The 18,802-nt window shown below is 40.3% G+C and carries 20 protein-coding genes and 1 pseudogene; 14 read left to right on the forward strand and 7 right to left on the reverse strand.

All coding sequences use genetic code 11. From position 1 onward, the window contains the following. Positions 1–56 precede the first annotated feature (56 nt). Positions 57–344: pseudogene (locus tag LJE11_RS14230) on the forward strand (carbohydrate ABC transporter permease); the annotation flags it as partial. 29 nt (positions 345–373) lie between these two features. Here LJE11_RS14230 and LJE11_RS20870 read toward each other — a convergent pair. Further along, a complete protein-coding gene (locus LJE11_RS20870) occupies positions 374–490 on the reverse strand; it encodes a DUF6783 domain-containing protein (RefSeq protein ID WP_368183790.1) in 117 nt (38 codons plus the stop codon). Between the two features lie 77 nt (positions 491–567). Here LJE11_RS20870 and LJE11_RS14235 point away from each other — a divergent pair, with 77 nt between their 5' ends. After that, a complete protein-coding gene (locus LJE11_RS14235; protein ID WP_008706571.1) occupies positions 568–1,233 on the forward strand; it encodes a YesL family protein in 666 nt (221 codons plus the stop codon). 87 nt (positions 1,234–1,320) lie between these two features. Further along, the gene (locus LJE11_RS14240) at positions 1,321–3,522 is read left to right on the forward strand and encodes an alpha-galactosidase (RefSeq protein ID WP_008706572.1); all 2,202 of its coding nucleotides are present in this window, start codon (positions 1,321–1,323) and stop codon (positions 3,520–3,522) included. A gap of 75 nt (positions 3,523–3,597) precedes the next feature. Here the strand turns inward: LJE11_RS14240 and LJE11_RS14245 are convergent, their stop codons facing one another. Then, entirely contained in the window at positions 3,598–4,215 is a 618-nt protein-coding gene (locus LJE11_RS14245; protein WP_008706573.1) for a DUF1836 domain-containing protein, read from the reverse strand. 294 nt (positions 4,216–4,509) lie between these two features. On the opposite strand from LJE11_RS14245, the gene pcrA reads away from it, so the two are divergent. Continuing rightward, on the forward strand, positions 4,510–6,744 hold the full coding sequence (gene pcrA / locus LJE11_RS14250) for a DNA helicase PcrA (protein WP_008706574.1): 2,235 nt from the start codon (positions 4,510–4,512) through the stop codon (positions 6,742–6,744). A 133-nt stretch (positions 6,745–6,877) separates the two neighbouring features. Here the strand turns inward: pcrA and LJE11_RS14255 are convergent, their stop codons facing one another. Then, positions 6,878–7,561, reverse strand: coding sequence for a YjjG family noncanonical pyrimidine nucleotidase (locus LJE11_RS14255; protein ID WP_008706575.1), 684 nt, complete (start codon positions 7,559–7,561; stop codon positions 6,878–6,880). A 288-nt stretch (positions 7,562–7,849) separates the two neighbouring features. On the opposite strand from LJE11_RS14255, the gene LJE11_RS14260 reads away from it, so the two are divergent. From LJE11_RS14260 to LJE11_RS14310, 9 genes are all read left to right on the forward strand, one after another. Beyond that, the gene (locus LJE11_RS14260) at positions 7,850–8,071 is read left to right on the forward strand and encodes a hypothetical protein (RefSeq protein ID WP_008706577.1); all 222 of its coding nucleotides are present in this window, start codon (positions 7,850–7,852) and stop codon (positions 8,069–8,071) included. Between the two features lie 66 nt (positions 8,072–8,137). Beyond that, complete coding sequence (gene rlmD, locus LJE11_RS14265) at positions 8,138–9,502, forward strand: 23S rRNA (uracil(1939)-C(5))-methyltransferase RlmD (RefSeq protein WP_008706579.1); 1,365 nt, start codon at positions 8,138–8,140, stop codon at positions 9,500–9,502. A gap of 42 nt (positions 9,503–9,544) precedes the next feature. Further along, entirely contained in the window at positions 9,545–9,787 is a 243-nt protein-coding gene (locus LJE11_RS14270) for a hypothetical protein (RefSeq protein WP_020993600.1), read from the forward strand. A 17-nt stretch (positions 9,788–9,804) separates the two neighbouring features. After that, complete coding sequence (locus tag LJE11_RS14275; RefSeq protein ID WP_008706580.1) at positions 9,805–10,494, forward strand: response regulator transcription factor; 690 nt, start codon at positions 9,805–9,807, stop codon at positions 10,492–10,494. Next, positions 10,470–11,735, forward strand: a complete 1,266-nt coding sequence (locus LJE11_RS19845; RefSeq protein WP_008706583.1) for a sensor histidine kinase — start codon at positions 10,470–10,472, stop codon at positions 11,733–11,735. Before LJE11_RS14275 ends, LJE11_RS19845 begins: the two co-directional genes overlap by 25 nt. Positions 11,736–11,848: 113 nt before the next feature. Continuing rightward, a complete protein-coding gene (locus LJE11_RS14295) occupies positions 11,849–12,523 on the forward strand; it encodes an ABC transporter ATP-binding protein (protein WP_006426335.1) in 675 nt (224 codons plus the stop codon). Then, positions 12,520–14,964 (forward strand): ABC transporter permease, encoded by a 2,445-nt coding sequence (locus tag LJE11_RS14300; protein WP_008706587.1) that lies wholly within the window; start codon positions 12,520–12,522, stop codon positions 14,962–14,964. The genes LJE11_RS14295 and LJE11_RS14300 overlap by 4 nt, the downstream gene beginning before the upstream one ends. 214 nt (positions 14,965–15,178) lie before the next feature. Then, positions 15,179–15,574, forward strand: a complete 396-nt coding sequence (locus tag LJE11_RS14305) for a GNAT family N-acetyltransferase (protein WP_227296132.1) — start codon at positions 15,179–15,181, stop codon at positions 15,572–15,574. A gap of 29 nt (positions 15,575–15,603) precedes the next feature. Continuing rightward, positions 15,604–15,816: a DUF6199 family natural product biosynthesis protein gene (locus tag LJE11_RS14310; protein WP_020993599.1), complete on the forward strand. Its 213-nt coding sequence runs from the start codon at positions 15,604–15,606 to the stop codon at positions 15,814–15,816. Between the two features lie 390 nt (positions 15,817–16,206). On the opposite strand, the gene LJE11_RS14315 is transcribed toward LJE11_RS14310, so the two are convergent. The 4 genes from LJE11_RS14315 to LJE11_RS14330 form a co-directional block, all read right to left on the reverse strand. Continuing rightward, complete coding sequence (locus LJE11_RS14315) at positions 16,207–16,488, reverse strand: type II toxin-antitoxin system YafQ family toxin (RefSeq protein ID WP_008706593.1); 282 nt, start codon at positions 16,486–16,488, stop codon at positions 16,207–16,209. Further along, a complete protein-coding gene (locus LJE11_RS14320) occupies positions 16,485–16,757 on the reverse strand; it encodes a type II toxin-antitoxin system RelB/DinJ family antitoxin (RefSeq protein ID WP_020993598.1) in 273 nt (90 codons plus the stop codon). Before LJE11_RS14320 ends, LJE11_RS14315 begins: the two co-directional genes overlap by 4 nt. Before the next feature lie 111 nt (positions 16,758–16,868). Continuing rightward, positions 16,869–17,192, reverse strand: coding sequence for a hypothetical protein (locus LJE11_RS14325; RefSeq protein WP_020993597.1), 324 nt, complete (start codon positions 17,190–17,192; stop codon positions 16,869–16,871). Positions 17,193–17,281: 89 nt separating this feature from the next. Next, positions 17,282–17,719, reverse strand: coding sequence for an Rrf2 family transcriptional regulator (locus LJE11_RS14330; protein ID WP_008706597.1), 438 nt, complete (start codon positions 17,717–17,719; stop codon positions 17,282–17,284). 150 nt (positions 17,720–17,869) lie between these two features. On the opposite strand from LJE11_RS14330, the gene LJE11_RS14335 reads away from it, so the two are divergent. After that, positions 17,870–18,769 carry an NAD-dependent protein deacetylase, SIR2 family gene (locus LJE11_RS14335; RefSeq protein ID WP_227296128.1) on the forward strand — a complete coding sequence of 300 codons (900 nt, stop codon included), beginning with the start codon at positions 17,870–17,872 and terminating at the stop codon, positions 18,767–18,769. Positions 18,770–18,802 lie beyond the last annotated feature (33 nt).

Genomic DNA, 18,802 nt, shown 5'->3' on the forward strand with positions numbered 1-18,802 from the left:
TATAAGCCCAGAATCGTTGAATTTTCAGCATTCTGGGCTTAAGTTGACCACATTGCGGTCAGACCTTCCTGTTCATCATGGCTCCTCTGACACGTTCTTCCATGGTGGCACTGGGAATCTTCACAGCAGTATTTGCATATAAAGACCTGATGTGGCCTCTGATCTGTAACAAGGATGTAATGCCTCTGTCAGCAGCACTTGCAAAAATGCAGGGACAGTACACCAACAATTATCCGCAGCTGATGGCAGCATCTCTGCTTGCATGTATCCCGATGATCGTACTGTATCTGATCTTCCAGAAGCAGTTCATCGAAGGTATTGCAACATCTGGTGGTAAGCTGTAATAAAATCTGAGCAGCACAGGCAGGCTTTGTTATAAAATCAGACCAGAGATTGTAGCAGGGCTTGCCTGAAACTGGATTTGATAATATTTAGAGTGTGTCTGAAAAATGCTTTCCCCAAGATGTGCGTCACAATTTGCGGGAATGATTTTTTAAACATGCTCTAGAGAAAGAAAACTGAAATATAAAATAAAAAAAGATAAATGAAAGGAAGAGGTAGATAGAAATGAAACCAGGAAGTCTCTTTGACAGAATATTTGGATTTTTAGGTCAGTTGATCGCATTAAATTTGCTGTGGATCGTGTGCTCTCTTCCGATTATCACAGCAGGGGCATCCACCACTGCATTATTTTACTGTACATTGAAGCTCCATAAAGATGGAGATATCAGAGTACTTCATGATTTTTTTAAGAGTTTTAAGCAGAATTTCAGGCAGTCCACACTGATCTGGATTCTGATGGTTGCAGCAGGAATATTTATTTATATGGAAAAAGAAGCTCTGGCAACAATGCCGGGATCCATGTCACAGATTTTTAATTATGTGATCTTTGCGGTATATATTCCTCTGGTGGCAGTTGCACTGTATGTATTTCCAACAGTTGCAGCATTTGAAAATAAAACAATGACTTTGATCACAAACGCATTTTATTTTGCGGTTAAACATATAGGTTATGCCTTAGCTGTGGCAGTGATCACAATCCTGCCAATGACAATGACACTTGTAGATGCAAAACTTTTCCCGGTATATCTGCTGATCTGGCTGATGTTTGGATTCTCCCTGACTGCCTATGCAGATTCCTGGTTTATGTGGAAACTGTTCAAGCCCTACTTCAAAGAGGAGGAAGAGGGACATCACTACGTGGACACAGAACCTGATCAGTACGCGTTTTAACCGAAACAAACAGCGATACCTGGTTACATAAAAAATAGATAGAACATCTATAAAATAGAAAGAACAAAGAAATGAGAGGTACAGAGTATGGAATGGATCAAATATCACGAGGCAGAGAAAGTATTCGACCTGAGAACAGAGCACAGCACTTATCAGATGCAGGTAAGAGAGTATGATACTCTGGTTCATCTGTATTATGGAAGTCCGGTAGGCGATGCACTGATCACAGACAGGATCGTATGTGTGGACAGAGGATTTTCAGGAAATCCTTATGAGGCAGAAAAGGACAGAACATTTTCATTAGATACCCTGCCACAGGAATATACTGCATATGGAAATGGTGATTATCGTATCAATGGCCTGGAGACAGAGCAGGCAGACGGCAGTGATACTGCAAATCTGAAATTTGAGTCCTATGAGATCACAAAAGGAAAGTACAGCCTGAAAGGGCTTCCTGCAATGTTTGCAAAGGAAGATGAGGCAGAGACACTGGAAATTGTTTTGACAGACCGTGTCAGCGGACTGAAAGCACATCTTCTCTATGGTGTATTTCCTCATCTTGATGTGATCACCAGAGTGGTACGCCTGGAAAATACAGGTACAGCACCGGTTACAGTGAAAAAAGCAATGTCTATGGAAATGGACTATGAGTACAGAGAATTGGATGCAGTCCACTTCTATGGCAGACACAATATGGAACGCCAGATGGAGAGAACTCACCTTGGTCATGGCAACTGGTCTGTGGGAAGTATCCGCGGAACCTCCAGCCACCATCACAATCCATTTGTGATCCTCTGTGACAGAAATACAGAGGAAACTTATGGAAACTGCTATGGATATGCACTTGCATACAGTGGAAACTTCTTATTTGAAACAGAGGTGGACCAGGTAGGACATACCCGTGTAGCAATGGGAATCCATCCCTATCATTTCTCCTGGACACTGGAACAGGGAGAGAGCTTTGAGACACCGGAAGTGATCATGGCATACTCAGCAGAAGGTTTCGGAAAGCTTTCCAGGATCTATCATGATGCATACAGAAGTAATCTGATCCGCAGCAAATATACAGAGCAGCCAAGACCAATCCTGGTAAATAACTGGGAAGCAACTTATTTTGATTTTGACGCAGATAAGATTTACCACATTGCAGAAGAGGCAAAAAATATCGGACTGGATATGTTTGTTCTGGATGACGGATGGTTTGGAAAGAGAGACAATGATTGGTGTGCACTTGGTGACTGGGAAGTAAATGAAGAAAAGATTAAAGGCGGGCTTCCTGCACTTGCAGAGAAGATTCATGGACTTGGACTGAAATTCGGTCTGTGGGTAGAGCCGGAGATGATCTCTGAGGACAGTGATCTCTACAGAGAGCATCCGGACTGGGCACTGAAGATCCCGGGACGTGCTATGAACCGAAGCAGACATCAGTTAAATCTGGATATCACCAGAAAAGAAGTACGTGAACACATTATGAACCAGATCTTTAAGGTTCTGGATGCATGCAAGGCTGATTATGTAAAATGGGATATGAACCGAAGCGTAGATAACGTATTCTCAGCAGCTCTTCCAAAGGAACGTCAGGGAGAGGTTTACCACAGATATGTGCTGGCTGTTTATGAAATGATGGAAAGCCTGGTACAGAGATATCCGGATCTTCTGTTTGAGTCCTGCTCAGGCGGAGGCGGAAGATTTGAGGCGGGAATGCTTTACTATTCTCCGCAGATCTGGTGCAGTGACAATACAGATGCTATTGACAGACTGAAAATCCAGTATGGTACATCCTTCGGATATCCCATAAGTGCAATGGGCGCACATGTCAGCGTATGCCCGAACCATCAGTCCGGAAGAACGACTCCTTTTGAGACAAGAGGAATTGTTGCATCCGCAGGTACCTTTGGCTATGAGCTGGATCTGATGAAGATGTCCGAAGAAGAGAAAAAGACAGCCAGAGAGCAGATTCTGAAGTATAAAGAAATGGAGCATCTGGTACAGTCCGGAGACTACTATCGTCTGGTGAACCCATTCGAAAACAACAACCATGTACTTTGGCAGTTTGTATCCAAAGACAAAAAAGAAACAGTTGTGTGCGGAGTAAGACTCCACAGCGAAGCAAATCCTTATATTTATCTTTTCTACCCACAGGGATTGGATGCTGATATGAAATACGAAGACACAGCAACAGGAAAAGTATATACAGGTGCAGCACTTATGAAAGCAGGTCTGCCTCTGCCACTGACAACAGGTGACTACCAGCCAATCAGATTTACATTTAAGGCAGTGGAAAAATAGCATAATCATTATTTCTATGACATATAAAAGCAGCAGATTTCCAAAATCAGGAAAAATCTGCTGCTTTTTGAAATATTATTTTTTCTTTTTGGAATTATGCTCCGATTCCGGATTCATTCCGTCGATTATATGCTCAATCATCATCTTTTTTACATAAACATCAAAGCTTAACAGGCAGATAAATGAAAATCTCTTCAAATTCGCCTGATCTTCTTCATCTGCGTCCCCGAAAGTATCCTGTGCTGTTTTGTATTTGCGCAGAAGGTCTTTTTTCAGGGATTCAATCTGTTCCTTTTCCATGCTGAAAACTTCATTATAAATATAAGTCATATCTTTCTCAGTCATGGATTTAAAATATTTCTGCGTGATCGGTGTGAGCAGAGTCTGGATATCATTGATGGAAAGAATATTTTTGAAATAGTAAATAAAAATCAGCATCAGCACATGTTCTTTGGAATAACGTTTCTTCTCAGGCGGGGGAAGAAGTTTATTCTTTGCATAATTGTTGATCATAGTCTTGGTGAGAATCTTATCATCTGCGTAACGTTTGGAAGAAACGAGCTGCTCTTCCATAAAGGTTGTCACTTGGTCCATATATAAATCAATATTTGGGATGTCTTCCGGTTTAATATAGTCAATCCTGGATACACTTTCCAGAATGCTGTTTATCATATCTTTATCATCGATTGTCATCTTTCATCACCTCTGTTCCTTATTATATAGTTTTAAATACTACTTGTAAATGTTTTTTTCACTAATTACAAAATTTATATCCGCTTGAATTTACAGGAATCAGTTGTAGGCGAACAGATTTTTGTGTATAATCATAAAGATATATGCCTGTTCAGGCACAAAAAATATTTCGAGAGATGTAAACGGTAACCGGTACATATTTTGAATCTGAAAGATTGTTGCAGGAATCAACTTGTTGATCATCATGGTTGTTTGTAAAATAATGTACCGTACAGGAAGAAGACAGGAGAAAATATGAGCGATATTTATAGTACATTAAATCCTCAGCAGCAGGAAGCGGTTTACCATACAGAAGGTCCACTGCTGATCCTTGCGGGAGCGGGTTCGGGAAAGACAAGAGTACTTACCCACCGCATTGCTTACCTGATAGATAAAAAGGGAATCAATCCCTGGAACATTCTGGCTATCACATTTACAAATAAAGCAGCCAGTGAGATGAGAGAACGTGTAGATAAAATAGTGGGATTTGGTTCCGAGAGCGTATGGGTTTCCACATTCCATTCTACCTGTGTGCGTATTCTGCGTCGTTATATTGACCGTCTTGGATATGATACCAGATTTGCTATTTATGACACAGAAGATCAGAAAACTCTGATGAAAGAAGTATGCAGAAAACTGAATATTGACACCAAGAAAACAAAGGAACGTTCTCTTCTGGCACAGATTTCCCATGCAAAAGATGAACTGATCACACCGGATGAGATGGAACTGAATGCAGGTGGGGACTTTGTTAAAAAGAAGGTTGCTGAGGTATATCGGGAATATCAGGCTGCTTTGCGCAGAAATAATGCGCTGGATTTTGATGATCTGATCGTAAAGACCGTAGAGCTTTTTCAGAACTGCGGAGATGTTCTGGAAAACTATCAGGAACGTTTCAGATATATCATGGTGGATGAGTATCAGGATACCAATACTGCACAGTTTAAATTTATAAGCCTGTTGGCCTCTAAATATGAAAACCTCTGTGTAGTCGGTGATGATGACCAGTCTATCTATAAATTCCGCGGTGCAAATATTGGAAATATTCTTGGATTTGAGCATGTTTTTCCAGATGCAAAAGTTATCCGTCTGGAACAGAATTACCGTTCCACAAAGAATATTCTGAATGCAGCCAATGCGGTGATCGCAAATAATACCTCACGTAAATCAAAAACACTCTGGACTGAGAATTCGGAGGGGGAACGAATCCATTTCCGCCAGTTCATGAACGGATATGAGGAAGCAGAGTATGTGATAGGCGAGATTTCCAGAGCTCACAGAGAGAATGGTGCGAAGTATAAAGACTGTGCAGTTCTGTACAGGACCAATGCACAGTCACGACTCTTTGAAGAGAAGTGTCTTCTTGCGAATATCCCTTACAAGATTGTAGGCGGTGTGAATTTCTATGCGCGTAAAGAAATCAAAGACCTGTTATGTTATCTGAAGACAATTGACAATTCCAGAGATGATCTGGCAGTCCGCCGTATCATCAATGTACCGAAGCGTGGAATCGGAGCCACAACTCTTGGCAGAATACAGGATTATGCGGATAAAATGAGTGTGAGTTTCTATGATGCCTTGCGTGTGGCAGAGGAGGTCCCGTCTATTGGAAGAAGCCTTTCAAAGATTGATGGATTTGTAACCTTTATTCAGAGTTTAAAGAGTAAGGCAGAGTCTTATACAGTACGTGAACTTCTGGAAGAAGTGATTGAACTTACCGGATATGTGGCAGAGCTGCAGGCTGAAGATACAGATGAATCGAAGGCAAGAATCGAGAATATTGATGAACTTATTTCCAAGACAGAATCCTATCAGGAAGTAATGGAAGAACAGGGACAGACGGCCACACTTTCAGGTTTTCTCGAGGAGATTGCACTGATCGCAGACATTGACAGCGTGGATCCGGATCAGGATTATGTGCTTCTTATGACACTACATAGTGCCAAAGGTCTGGAGTTTCCGAGAGTATTTCTCGCAGGAATGGAAGATGGGATGTTTCCGTCTTATATGTCCATTATATCAGATGACAGATCTGATCTGGAAGAAGAGAGAAGGCTCTGTTATGTGGGTATCACAAGAGCTATGGAGGATCTGACGCTGACAAGTGCCAGACAGCGGATGCTCCGGGGAGAAGTACAGTATAATAAAGTATCCAGATTTGTACGTGAAATTCCGCGGGAGCTTGTGGATCTGGGACAGGAAGCTCAGGAAAAGAAGAAAAAGATTGAAGAGATGATTCAGGCAGACAGAAACCTTGCAAAAATGAAAATGGCTTTTGAGACGAAAACATTCAAGCCCAGAGAATTTAAGGTGACGAAGGCTGCTGCACTGGATTACGAAGTGGGAGACACTGTCCGCCACATTAAATTTGGTGTAGGAATTGTCAAAGACATTGTAGACGGCGGAAGAGATTATGAAGTCACTGTTGATTTTGACAAAGTGGGAATAAAGAAAATGTTCGCAGGATTTGCAAAGCTGAAAAAAATATAATAATTTCAGAATCAGGATGATGCAGGCAAGTCACGCCTGCTGTCTGTTAGTCGAGCGATTGGGGCAGGTGACTTAAGTCACCTGCGGAGGCTGCGAAAAGCAATAAGCAGTAAGGCGAACGATTTTATCCGCTTTATATATGAGACAGGAGTTCAGGAAGTTTCATAAGACTGTCAAATTCATGATCAGGGATGATTTCTGAAGTCTTCTCATGGTTGGGATTAAACCAGATTGTGCGGATTCCGGCATTGATGCCGCCCTGGATATCAGAGGTCAGGCTGTCCCCGATGATTACTGCTGTTTCCTTATGGAAATCAGGGATTCTGGAGAAGCAGTAGTTAAAGTATTCCCTGCCCGGTTTATTGTATCCCAGTTCTTCGGAGATAAAAATATCCTCAAAGTAACGGGAAATTCCGGAACTTTTAAGCCGTCCCTTCTGGACACTTAAGGTACCGTTTGTAACCAGATACATCCGGTATTGACCGTAAAGAGTTTCGAGCAATTCTTCTGCACCATCTATGAAATAGTGCCCCTGGGCCAGAAGAGTTTCATAGGTATGTGCAGCTTCTTTTGCAGGTACATCCACATTCAGCTCTGCAAAAAGAAGCCGGAATCTCCGAAGCTTTACCTGGTCTCTGGTGATCTTGCCCTGTTCAAGAAGTTTCCACTGGGCGAGGTTAAGCTCACTGTAACGCTTCAGAACTGAAGGCTCGGGAGCAATGTGAAAACTTTTCAGAGTTTTTGCGATAGCTGCTCTTTCTGCCCGGTTAAAATCAAGTAATGTATTATCAAGATCAAAAAAAAGTGTTTCTACCATAAGTATTTATCCTCTCTTATCAGATCGTTGCTGTCGGCATATTTTTAAGTCAGGGGCAAAATTCATTCCAGATTGCCTGCGGCAATGGAATTTTGGCTTGTATGTCTCGGGATTGTGTGAACAGTAACCCCCTGATATCATTATAATAAAGAAACTAACAAAAGTATAGAATAAATGCAGATATCTTATGGTAAAATTACAGAAAAAGTGTTATAATAATTTCATTAAACAGCAGACGGCAGAAGTGTTAAGTGTCAGCTGATGAATTATTGAGAGGATGGTGCGATTATGAATATCAAAATTGAAGAATTATTATCAGCATTAAACAGAAAAGAAGAAGAGAAAGAAAAAAATACAGTCCTCTGGGTACTGGCAATCATTGGCGCAGTTGCAGCAGTAGCAGGTATCGCATTTGCTGTATATCATTTCTTTGCTCCGGATTATCTGGAAGATTTTGAAGAGGATTTTGACGATGACTTCGACGATTATTTCGAAGATGAAGAAGAATAATTACCTGTAATATGAAAATGAAAGAATAGCTCCGGCTTATACCGGGGCTATTTTTATGGAGGTTATATGAAAAAAGGCGAAATTTATGAAGGCGTGATTGAGAAAGTAGATTTTCCCAATAAGGGAATTGTGATAACAGACGGACAAAAAGTTACCGTAAAGAACGGAATGCCCGGACAGAAAGTTCGTTTTATGATCAATAAGAAGCGTTCCGGACGTGCAGAGGGAAGACTTCTGGAAGTGTTGGAGAAGTCTCCGCTTGAAACAAGAGAACCGGTCTGTAGCATTTTTCCGGAATGTGGAGGATGCATGTATCAGACCATGTCCTATGAAAACCAGCTCAAAATGAAAGAATGTCAGGTTCGTGAACTGTTGGATGGTGCATTGAACGGCACTGATTACCAGTGGGAGGGAATTCATGGAAGTCCCATTGAATTCAGATATCGAAATAAAATGGAATTCTCCTTTGGTGATGCATATAAGGATGGTCCGTTGACGCTGGGTCTGCACAAAAAAGGCAGTACCTATGATGTTCTTACAGCAGATGACTGTCAACTGGTTCATGAAGATATGACGAAAATCCTGACTTGTGTGCATGAATACTTCCTGAAACGAAACGTTTCCTATTATAAAAAGATGCAGCATACAGGATATCTGCGCCATCTGCTTCTCCGCCGCGGTGTGACTACAGGAGAGATTCTGGTCCATGTGATTACCACCAGTCAGGAAGAACATGATCTGGAATCTCTGAAAGAAGAACTTCTTGCACTTCCGCTGGAGGGTAAAATTGTGGGAATCATGCATATTATCAATGATTCTCTTTCTGATGTGGTGCAGAGTGATGAGACACGTATCCTTTACGGTCAGGATTTCTTTTATGAAACGCTTCTGGGACTGCGATTTAAGATCAGTACATTTTCATTTTTCCAGCCTAATTCCCTGGCTGCGGAAGTGCTTTATTCTATCGTACGTGAGTATATCGGAGATACGAAGGATAAAGTAGTGTTCGACCTTTACAGCGGAACCGGAACGATCGCCCAACTTGCAGCCTCCGTAGCGGACGAAGTGATAGGTGTGGAAATTGTGGAAGAGGCAGTAGAAGCTGCAAAACAGAATGCAGCACTGAATAACCTGAGTAATTGCAAATTTATTGTAGGAGATGTCCTTAAAGTCTTGGATGATCTGACGGAGAAACCGGATGTGATCATTCTGGATCCGCCAAGGGATGGAATCCATCCCAAAGCATTGCCGAAGATTCTTTCTTATGGGGTAGACCATATTGTATATATTTCCTGCAAAGCGACTAGCCTGGCAAGAGATCTTCCGGCATTTCTGGCGGCAGGATATAAGCTGGAAAAAGCCTGCTGCGTTGATCAATTTTGTCAGACTGTTCACGTTGAGACGGTTGTTCTTTTGTCCCAACTGAAATAAAAGCCGGATGATTACATTAATGTCACGATTGAACTTGATGATATGGATATAACATCTGCAGAGACTAAGGCTACATATGATGAGATAAAGAAGTATGTGGCTGAACATAATGCCGGCATGAAGGTTTCCAATCTGTATATCTCACAGGTAAAGAGAAAATGCGGAATTGAGGTTGGAAAGAATTATAATTTACCTAAAAATGAAGATAGCAGGCAACCGCAGTGTCCAGAAGATAAAGAGAGTGCAATTGTGGAGGCAGTGAAGCATTGTAAGATGAATAAATAAAGAGAGGTGCAGATGCTATGCCAGGTATACTCGTGGTTGAAGATGATGAAAATTTAAATCGTGGAATTACATTCTCACTGAAAAAATCCGGATATGAGGTTTTTTCAGCAGAATCAGTGAAAAAAGCGAAAAGAATTGCAAGTGATAATAATGTGGATGTTACCATTTGTGATGTGAATCTTCCGGATGGGAATGGACTGGAATTTGTAAGGTGGATGAGATGCAATTATAATACATACATTATTTGTCTTACAGCACTAGATCAGGAGATAGATCAGGTCATGGGATATGAAGCAGGGGCAGATGATTATATTACAAAGCCGTTTAGTCTTTCGGTACTTCTTTTGAAAATAGAAGCACATTTCCGCCGCAGACAGGAGAAAACGGAAGCCGGAAAGATGATTTCGGGAGATATCGTATTTATCGCAGGAGAAATGAAAGTCCTGATAAAGAGTCGTGAAATCAGTCTGACAAAAACGGAGTTGAAAATGCTGACTTTTTTTCTTCAGAATCCGAAACAGATTCTTTCAAAAACACAAATATTGGAAAATGTGTTTGATCTGGAAGGGGATTTTGTGGATGAAAATACAATCGCTGTCAATATCAGAAGACTCCGTGAGAAAATCGAAGACAATCCGGCTGCACCGGTCTATATAAAGAATATCAGAGGCCTTGGGTATATATGGAATCAGGAGGTAAGGCAGTGACAAAGAGATATCGCAAGAAGATTACAGTAGTGCTCTCCTTGGTATTACCTGTCATATTATTGTTTGCAATATTAAATTGCTTTACCACGTATGTGTTTTATGAAGATTATAAATATAAAATGAATCTTATGACAGAGATTGCTGCAAAGGAAGAATTTTCCGGGCTGGATGCTGTTTCGGAATTGCTTAAGGATAAGGATATTGAAACTAACGAACAGGGAAGGCGATTATTGGAGCAATATGGATACTGGGGGAATAAAGGGAATGCATTTTATTCGCAATTCCGGCATCAGGTTATGGTGACTGGTGCTGTAAGCACTGTGATATGCGTGCTTCTTTTGACTTTTTTACTTTATTGGAAGAAAAAAGAAGATGCGTGTCATCAGAAAATTTTAGACCAGTTGGAAGAAATTCTGATCAGATTCCGTGAAAATAAATTTGATGATTTACTGAAAACGGAAAATCATGCAGAACTGGAAAAATTGAATGACCAGCTTGAAGCAATCGGACATCATATTCAGTTGATAAAGGAAGAGGCAAGGGCAGAAAAGGAGAACACGAAAGAAATGGTTTCTGATATTTCTCACCAGTTAAAGACACCTGTTGCAGCTTTGGATACATGTTTTAGTGTGCTGATGCAGAATGACTTAAGTGCCACAGAACAGGAGGAGTTTCGTATCCGTTGTCGGAGTGCTCTGGATGGACTGGAGACATTATTGCAGTCGCTTCTTGAAATATCCAAGATGGAAACTGGACTGATTCAGATTAATAAGAAAAAACTTCCGCTTATGGATACTGTCATATCTGCTGTGAACCGCACTTATCCTAAAGCGGATGAGAAAGAAATTGAATTCGTTTTTGACTATGAAAAAGAGCTGGAAACATGCACGATTATGCAGGATAAAAGGTGGCTTGGTGAAGCTGTGATCAACGTTCTGGATAATGCGGTCAAGTACAGTCCGTGTGGTTCAAAAATATTTATCCGGTTACAAAAAAGAAACGATCTTGTAAGAATGGAAATTGAGGATCAGGGAATTGGTATTCCGCAGAATGAGTATCACAAAATTTTTCAACGATTTTACAGAGGAAGTTCCAAGGAGGTCATGGAAAAGAGTGGTACAGGAATCGGACTTTTTCTATCGAGAGAAATTATCGAAAAACACGCAGGTACGATTACGGTAACCTCCGGCAAAAAGAAAAAAGGAAGCACGTTTGTGATTCAATTACCATATGTTGGTTAAATTTTAAGTGAGCAGAAATCTTACAATTCTGTAAGATTTCTGCTCGTTTTTTGAAAGTGAAATGAAAGATTGTCCTGATACAATTTGGATGTAGGATGAAAAGGAGGCAACACATGAGTGTGATATTAGAAACCAAGCAGCTTTGTAAGTTTTATGGCGCAGGTGAGAATCAGGTCAAAGCGGTCAATCAGGTGGACATTCAGATTGAGCAGGGAGAATTTGTCGCAATTGTTGGAAAGTCAGGTTCCGGTAAAAGTACATTACTTCATATGCTTGGAGGGCTAGACACCCCGACAAAAGGCAGTGTTACTTTAGCAGGGAAAGATTTATACAGGATGAAGGAAGATGCCCTTGCTGTTTTCCGCAGAAGAAAAATCGGATTTGTTTTTCAGGCATTTAATCTGGTTTCATCTGTTAATGTCTGGGAAAATATTGTACTGCCACTGGGGCTGGATGGAAGAAAAGTGGATGAAGCGTATGTAAATGATATTATTGCAACTCTGGGGATTGAAAACCGGATTTATAATCTGCCAAATCAGTTATCCGGAGGACAGCAGCAGAGAGTAGCAATTGCAAGAGCACTGGTGAATCGTCCGGAAATTATATTTGCAGATGAGCCGACAGGAAATCTTGATTCTAAGACCAGTGATGAGGTAATCGCTCTGCTTAAGATGACAGCAAAAAAATATGGACAGACAATTGTAATGATTACCCATGATGACGAAATTGCACAGGTCGCTGACCGTATTCTGGTGATTGAGGACGGACAGGTGGTGGATTTCAGATGAAGACAATAAGCAGGATTGCATATAGCAATGACAAAAGGAACAGGACAAGAAGTATACTGATCATGATGGTAATCTGTCTGACCACGATGCTGCTTGTTATCATCAGTACTGTGGGAAATGGGGTAATTCATTTACAGAAAAGTCAGGCGGCAGGATCATATGGAAGCAATTATGGTCTGTTTGTTTCCGCAGACGGATCGCAGTTAAAAGAAGTAAACCGCCGTGCGGAAATAGATGCTACAGGCACTATGTGCACCGAAGGTATCATAAAAGGCAATGAAAAAGGCGGGTTTGTCTGCATGGATGAGACTGCAAGAAAAATGCTTCCTTATAATAAAGAATATGAGTTGAAGGAAGGAAAGTATCCGGAAAAAATGCAGGAAATTGCCGCAGGAAGAGCATTTTTTCGTGCAATGGGGTATGGTGATGTAAAGATCGGAGATACGGTTACACTGGATTACCGTGCAGGGATGCAGTCAGAATGTAAGCCGGAAGAATTTGTTGTCAGCGGAATCCTATATGATCGGGATGAGTATACCATCGAGGCATCTTATGTTGCTTTCGGGTCACAGGAGTTTTATGATGAGCACGTCGCAGAGAATGACAGACAGTATAATATTTATTTTACTTTAAATGATTCTGCAAATGTATCTATGAATAATATTGATTCGGTTATAAAGCAGATTGCAGCAGCTTGTGGGATCGAAGAAAAAAACGTTATAGTCAATGATCTCTATTTGCAATGGGTCTTGCAGCCGAGTTATGAAACGATTGCGGTATGCGGGGTTTTGATTCTTGCAATTGTACTTTTCTCTGTTGTGGTCATTTATAATATTTTTCAGGTCGGTATTGCCAACAAGATACAGGAGTATGGAAAAATCAAGGCTCTGGGAGCGACAAAAAAGCAGATGAAACAACTGATCTTCAGAGAGGGTATGTTTTTGACAATTTCTTCAATACCAGTTGGATTGCTTCTTGGTTTTCTGATTGCAAAATGCGGTTTTAACTGGCTGGTAGAACAGGGAAACCTTGTATCAACCGGAACTGGCTCTATGGGAGTCCAAAATCGGCAGATGCCACTGTTTTCCCTGCCTGTTATGCTTCTATGTATTTTCGTGTCATTTTTTACCGTTGCTTTGGCGCTGCGTAAACCAATGAAAATTGTTTCACGGATTTCACCTATCGAAGCAACACGGTATTTAGAAAATGCAGAAACACAAAAAAAAGGAAAACGAAATGGCAGAAAAAATGTCACCGTGTTTTCTATGGCAATGGCAAATGTAACGGGTAATCCCAAAAGAACTATTGGTACTATCCTCACAATGGGTTTTTCTTGCGTATTGTTTGTGATTATCTCTAATTATGTGGGAAATATTGACACGGAGCATGAAGCACGTCTTTCCGTTAATCATGGACAATTTGAACTGCAACTTGACTATTCTGCTGAGTATGATGAAAGATATCCGGAGAATAATCTGGATACGATTCTGACGGATGATCCATTGAATGATTCGCTGATTGAAGAAATCAAAAGCATTCCGGGAGTAACAGATGTCATGACGAGAGAGATTGTCTCTGTAAATCTGAACGGAACAAGATTTCCGGCTGATATTGTGAGTAAAAAGGATTTTGATTTTATGCGCCAAGAAGGGGATATTGGCTCTATGGACTATGATCAGGCGGTAAAGAATGGTGATATTTTCTTTGGCTGGTCAACGTGGATGGAACAAGATGGATATGCTCCGGGTGAATCCATTGCATTTGACTTTGAGAATGGAAGTGGAACCTATACCTATCAGGGAAAGATTGCAGGATCTTTTGTAAGTGCGGACACTTATCTTGTCATTCCGGAAGGTGTATATCGTTCCATGAATCCGAGGGGAACAGCCTATGGCTATCTGTGGGTGGACTGTGATAAAAAAGATGTGGCATCTGTAGAACAAAGTCTGAATACTTTGATTTCTAATACTTCGCATATAAAAATGGATACTTATCATGCGCAGTTACAATCTGCCGAATTTGCAAGCAGCATGATGAAGCTTAGCTGTTATCTGTTTATGGCTATTGTAGGACTCATCGGGTTTATGAATATGGCGAATACCATGATCATGAATATTACGACAAAAAAGCAGGAATATGGTGTATTACAGGCAGTGGGTATGACAAATAAACAATTAAATTTATGTCTGCAGTTACAGGGAATGATGTTTACGGTTGGTACCATATGCGTAGCTTTGATCATTGGTCTGCCGCTCGGCTATGCACTTTTTTCCTATGCAAAACATAATGGAATATTTGGAATGAATATCTATCATGTTCCAATCGTACCAATTTTTATTATGATTTTTTTGGTCGGTCTGTTGCAGATTGTACTTTCCTGCGTTTTAAGCAGTAATCTGAAAAAGGAAACGCTGGTAGAAAGAATAAGGTATCAGGGATAGCAAGTAATATGTAATGAACTAGAGCGTGTCTGAAAAATAAAAATTGCACAAAACGCATGTTTTATTTCCCTTTTTCATGATAAAATAAAGAAAAAGGGGTGTTCACTATGTTGAGACGATATGAGTTGACTGATTAAGAATGGCTTCGCATTGAACCTTTATTACCTCCTGAAAATACTGGAAAACAAGGACGTCCGAGGAAGATGGACAGATTATATCACGAGAAATGATTGAGCAGTCCATTGACGATGGTGAAGCTTACCGCATTGTACTTGATGGCAAAAAAGTAGGCGGTGTTGTGATTAAAGTCGAGGGTGAAAAAGGCGACCTTGATCTTCTTTTCGTTGCGCCATCAGTTCATAGCAAAGGCATCGGGTATGCTGCATGGTGCGAAGTTGAGAAGTTACATCCAGAAGTGAAAGTTTGGGAAACTGTAACGCCCTATTTCGAGCAGCGGAATATCCATTTTTATGTGAACAGATGTGGTTTTCACATCGTAGAGTTCTTTAACAAATATCACCAAGACCCCAATGATCCGGAAATGAATGCTGAAAAGCAGGACGAGCAGTTTCCGGACGGAATGTTTCGGTTTGAAAAGGTTATTCGGTAAATTTATATTTGATAAAGGAGATGGCAAATATGTGGTGGTCTATTGGTGGTGGAATCATAATCTTTGCGTTAGGTATGTTTATCTTCTTAAAGCCGGGCTTAATATGGAAATTAACAGAAGAATGGAAATCTTATCGTGCAGATGAACCATCTGAGTTCTATTTGAAAGCCACAAAAATCGGTGGTGCTTTATTTGCCCTATTTGGAATTATTATGATTATGCTTCCATTTATTTTGGAGTGACAATTCCGGTTTGCAGAATACTACTTGTAGGACTTGGTTTCCACTGTTTTTTTATTAAAGTGTAAAGAAAAACTGCGCCATAGCCTTGGCAGGCCATCGCGCAGCGATTTTGTTCAATTGGAAGTTATGGCTTTGAATTTTTCCGAATAATCAGCTTTAGGATAATACATACGACCACCACAACAGCCACCAAGGCACCATCCAACAGCAGCTCTGTGTACCACGGTGCAGACTGTATGGCATATAAATTTGGGTAGGTTTTAAAGTGCCAGAACTTATAAATTCCGAATCCAATGAAAACTCCTATTGATGAACCAATAACGATGTTTAAAAAACAATTCAACTTTCTCAGCATGGCAGCACACCCCTTTCCAAATTTCCGATTTGTACTTATTTCTTAAACAGCTCAGAATGTGAACCAAGGCGATAAAGCATCAAAACAAGAACATCTCCACAAATCTCATAAATAAGCAGCCAGTCCGGTTCGATGTGACACTCACGCGTGCCTTTGTAGTTTCCTGTAAGGTCATGATCCCTGTATTTTGCATCTAGCGTACCGCCATTCGCCAGAATATCAATTACTTCAAACAGCTTATCAAGATTTTTATTTTGCTTTTTGGCAAGCTTCAAATCCTTTTTAAACTGATTAGTAAACTGAATGTCGTATTTCATACGTCGAGAGCTGCCTTAAGCGCATCCATACTGGAATAACGCGGAGCAGAAGGATCCTTCATCATTTTTCTGCCTTCCTCAATGGCAGCGGCTGTCGTATCATTCGGTACTTCCAGTTTTAATTCAAAAGGAATACCATGCTCACGGATAGCGGTTCTTAGGAACATATTTACAGCAGTTGTCATATTCAGACCAAGCTCATTGAAGATTTCCTCCGCCTGGTCCTTGATTGCCTTGTCTATACGAATATTTAAATTAGTTGTTGCCATACAGAACACCTCCATTCAAGTATAGTATATTCAAATATGTGCCTAATGTCAACACATTGTCATCATATAAGATATATATGAAAAACTGAAATAAATACTTTCTCCCCCAAATTATGCCTGTTTTGTTAAAAAACTTGATATCTGTTGTCCAAGAAAGAAACCAACCTGTGGATATAATTCTTGGATTTCCTGATATTTTGCCTCAATCATTTCCGGTTCATCAGCCCAGGTTTTTTCATATATTTTGAAAGCTCTTTTAAAATGTGTTTTGGCTTGCGAAAGATTGGCGGTCATCAGATAAATGGTTCCAAGAGTTTCCTGAAAATCTAGCAATAATGCCTGGTCAGAGTCAGTGCCAATGCTTTTTGTCTTTAACAGATCCTTTAATTCCTGAATGATTACATTCATACCTTTGTGGTAGTTATAGTTATCCATGTATGGAAATTTAACCACACAGACGATAGGAAAGTGTGGGGGATTTCGCCTGTGTCATGACACAGGCAGTGCTTGCTACTCTTGATTAGTTAAAGACTTTTAACTTTCCTGATTTTAAAATAATACCGATCAATAATATCCTGCAATGTAATGGATTTCATTTTTTCATCTACCATATTTTGAATTTCATGATAGAAGTCCCCAATAGCGAATTGAATGTTGATACCGATTCCACAATCCGGATTGGTATCTGTGTCCAGGTGAAGCAGCGGCTTATCGCCCTCTACCGCTCGGTAGATGTCATACATATTGATTTTATCTGCCGGTTTTGCAAGAGCGGCATTCGCATGACCTTGTGTGTTGACAACAATGCCTGCATTTTTCAGGGTTGCCATAAGCTGTCTGACATAAGCCGGGTTTGTCTTGATACTTTCTGCAATTTTTGTGCTGGAGAGTTGTTCTTCATCTCCAAGAGCAATAAATATAAGAATATGAATGGTGTCACTAAGCTTTGTGGAATATTTCATTTGTCACCTCGAATTTTCTTCTTGCAATTTTTAAACTTACATGATAATATGATTTTAATGTTTGATGTAAATTTAATTTTAACAAGTGAAAGAATAAAAGTCAAGCAAAATAAAAAGTGTGGAATCTGATATGAAAAGGGAGATAAAGTGGTGTATGCAAAAGGAGGAACAAGTCAGTTTTCTGGCGGGAAAGGAAATGTGATGAAGATGAATGTATATCAAGAGATAAGTCAAATCATCAAAGAAGCAGATGGTATTTTGATTGGAGCCAGTAATGGTTTGTCTATCGCAGAGGGATATAATATTTTTGCTGATGACGCATGGTTTCAGGAAAATATGGGAGATTTCAGAGAAAAATACGGACTGCGTTGTGTTTTACACGGATTTTCAGTGCCAATGAAGGTAGAAGAAAAGTGGGCGTTTGTAAGCAGACTTGTTAAGGCAAAAGCTATGCAGGATGAGCCGAGTGAGATTATGAAAAACATCTATGCACTAGTAAAAGATAAAGAATATTTCGTAGTAACTTCCAATGCGGAGGATCATTTTGTGCCGGCAGGTTTTGAGGCAGACCGTGTTTTTGAAATGGAAGGGAAATTAACCCAGATGCGGTGCAAGAACAGATGTCATGATGAGGTCTATCCTAATCAAAAAGCAGTTCTCGCCATGACAGAAGAGGAAGTAAACGGAAGAGTACCCAAAGAGTTACTGCCGAAATGTCCAAAATGCGGTGGAGATATGGAAGTAAATTGGGGTGAGATGTCCTCGTTTACAGAAACGAAAAATTGGAAAGAAAAGGCTGCCCGTTATCAAGAATTTATTCAGAATTTACATGGAAAGAAGCTGGTAATTCTGGAATTTGGCATTGGTTGGAGAAATCAGATGATTAAAGCTCCTTTGATGCAGCTTGCAGCAGTAGAACCACAGGCAAGATATATCACATTTAATAAGGGCGAAATTTACATTCCAGAGGAAATCAAAGAAAAATCCATCGGTGTGGATGGTAATCTTACGGTAGCGTTAAAGGAAATCAGAAAGGGAAGGATAGACTAAGTAAGGTGGTTAAAGATATTACAGTTGTGAGAT

The organism is Blautia sp. DFI.1.216 (assembly GCF_020594215.1).
Taxonomy (GTDB): domain Bacteria; phylum Bacillota; class Clostridia; order Lachnospirales; family Lachnospiraceae; genus Blautia_A; species Blautia_A wexlerae.

Coding starts and splice junctions, on each gene's coding strand:
- LJE11_RS14255 (WP_008706575.1), bottom strand. CDS start 7,561: ATGGTAGAAACACTTTTTTTTGATCTTGATAATACATTACTTGATTTT.
- LJE11_RS14320 (WP_020993598.1), bottom strand. CDS start 16,757: ATGGCAACAACTAATTTAAATATTCGTATAGACAAGGCAATCAAGGAC.
- LJE11_RS14275 (WP_008706580.1), top strand. CDS start 9,805: ATGCCAGGTATACTCGTGGTTGAAGATGATGAAAATTTAAATCGTGGA.
- LJE11_RS14325 (WP_020993597.1), bottom strand. CDS start 17,192: ATGGATAACTATAACTACCACAAAGGTATGAATGTAATCATTCAGGAA.
- LJE11_RS14310 (WP_020993599.1), top strand. CDS start 15,604: ATGTGGTGGTCTATTGGTGGTGGAATCATAATCTTTGCGTTAGGTATG.
- rlmD (WP_008706579.1), top strand. CDS start 8,138: ATGAAAAAAGGCGAAATTTATGAAGGCGTGATTGAGAAAGTAGATTTT.
- LJE11_RS14295 (WP_006426335.1), top strand. CDS start 11,849: ATGAGTGTGATATTAGAAACCAAGCAGCTTTGTAAGTTTTATGGCGCA.
- pcrA (WP_008706574.1), top strand. CDS start 4,510: ATGAGCGATATTTATAGTACATTAAATCCTCAGCAGCAGGAAGCGGTT.
- LJE11_RS14260 (WP_008706577.1), top strand. CDS start 7,850: ATGAATATCAAAATTGAAGAATTATTATCAGCATTAAACAGAAAAGAA.
- LJE11_RS14245 (WP_008706573.1), bottom strand. CDS start 4,215: ATGACAATCGATGATAAAGATATGATAAACAGCATTCTGGAAAGTGTA.
- LJE11_RS14300 (WP_008706587.1), top strand. CDS start 12,520: ATGAAGACAATAAGCAGGATTGCATATAGCAATGACAAAAGGAACAGG.
- LJE11_RS19845 (WP_008706583.1), top strand. CDS start 10,470: ATGGAATCAGGAGGTAAGGCAGTGACAAAGAGATATCGCAAGAAGATT.
- LJE11_RS14270 (WP_020993600.1), top strand. CDS start 9,545: ATGGATATAACATCTGCAGAGACTAAGGCTACATATGATGAGATAAAG.
- LJE11_RS14315 (WP_008706593.1), bottom strand. CDS start 16,488: ATGAAATACGACATTCAGTTTACTAATCAGTTTAAAAAGGATTTGAAG.
- LJE11_RS14240 (WP_008706572.1), top strand. CDS start 1,321: ATGGAATGGATCAAATATCACGAGGCAGAGAAAGTATTCGACCTGAGA.
- LJE11_RS14235 (WP_008706571.1), top strand. CDS start 568: ATGAAACCAGGAAGTCTCTTTGACAGAATATTTGGATTTTTAGGTCAG.
- LJE11_RS14330 (WP_008706597.1), bottom strand. CDS start 17,719: ATGAAATATTCCACAAAGCTTAGTGACACCATTCATATTCTTATATTT.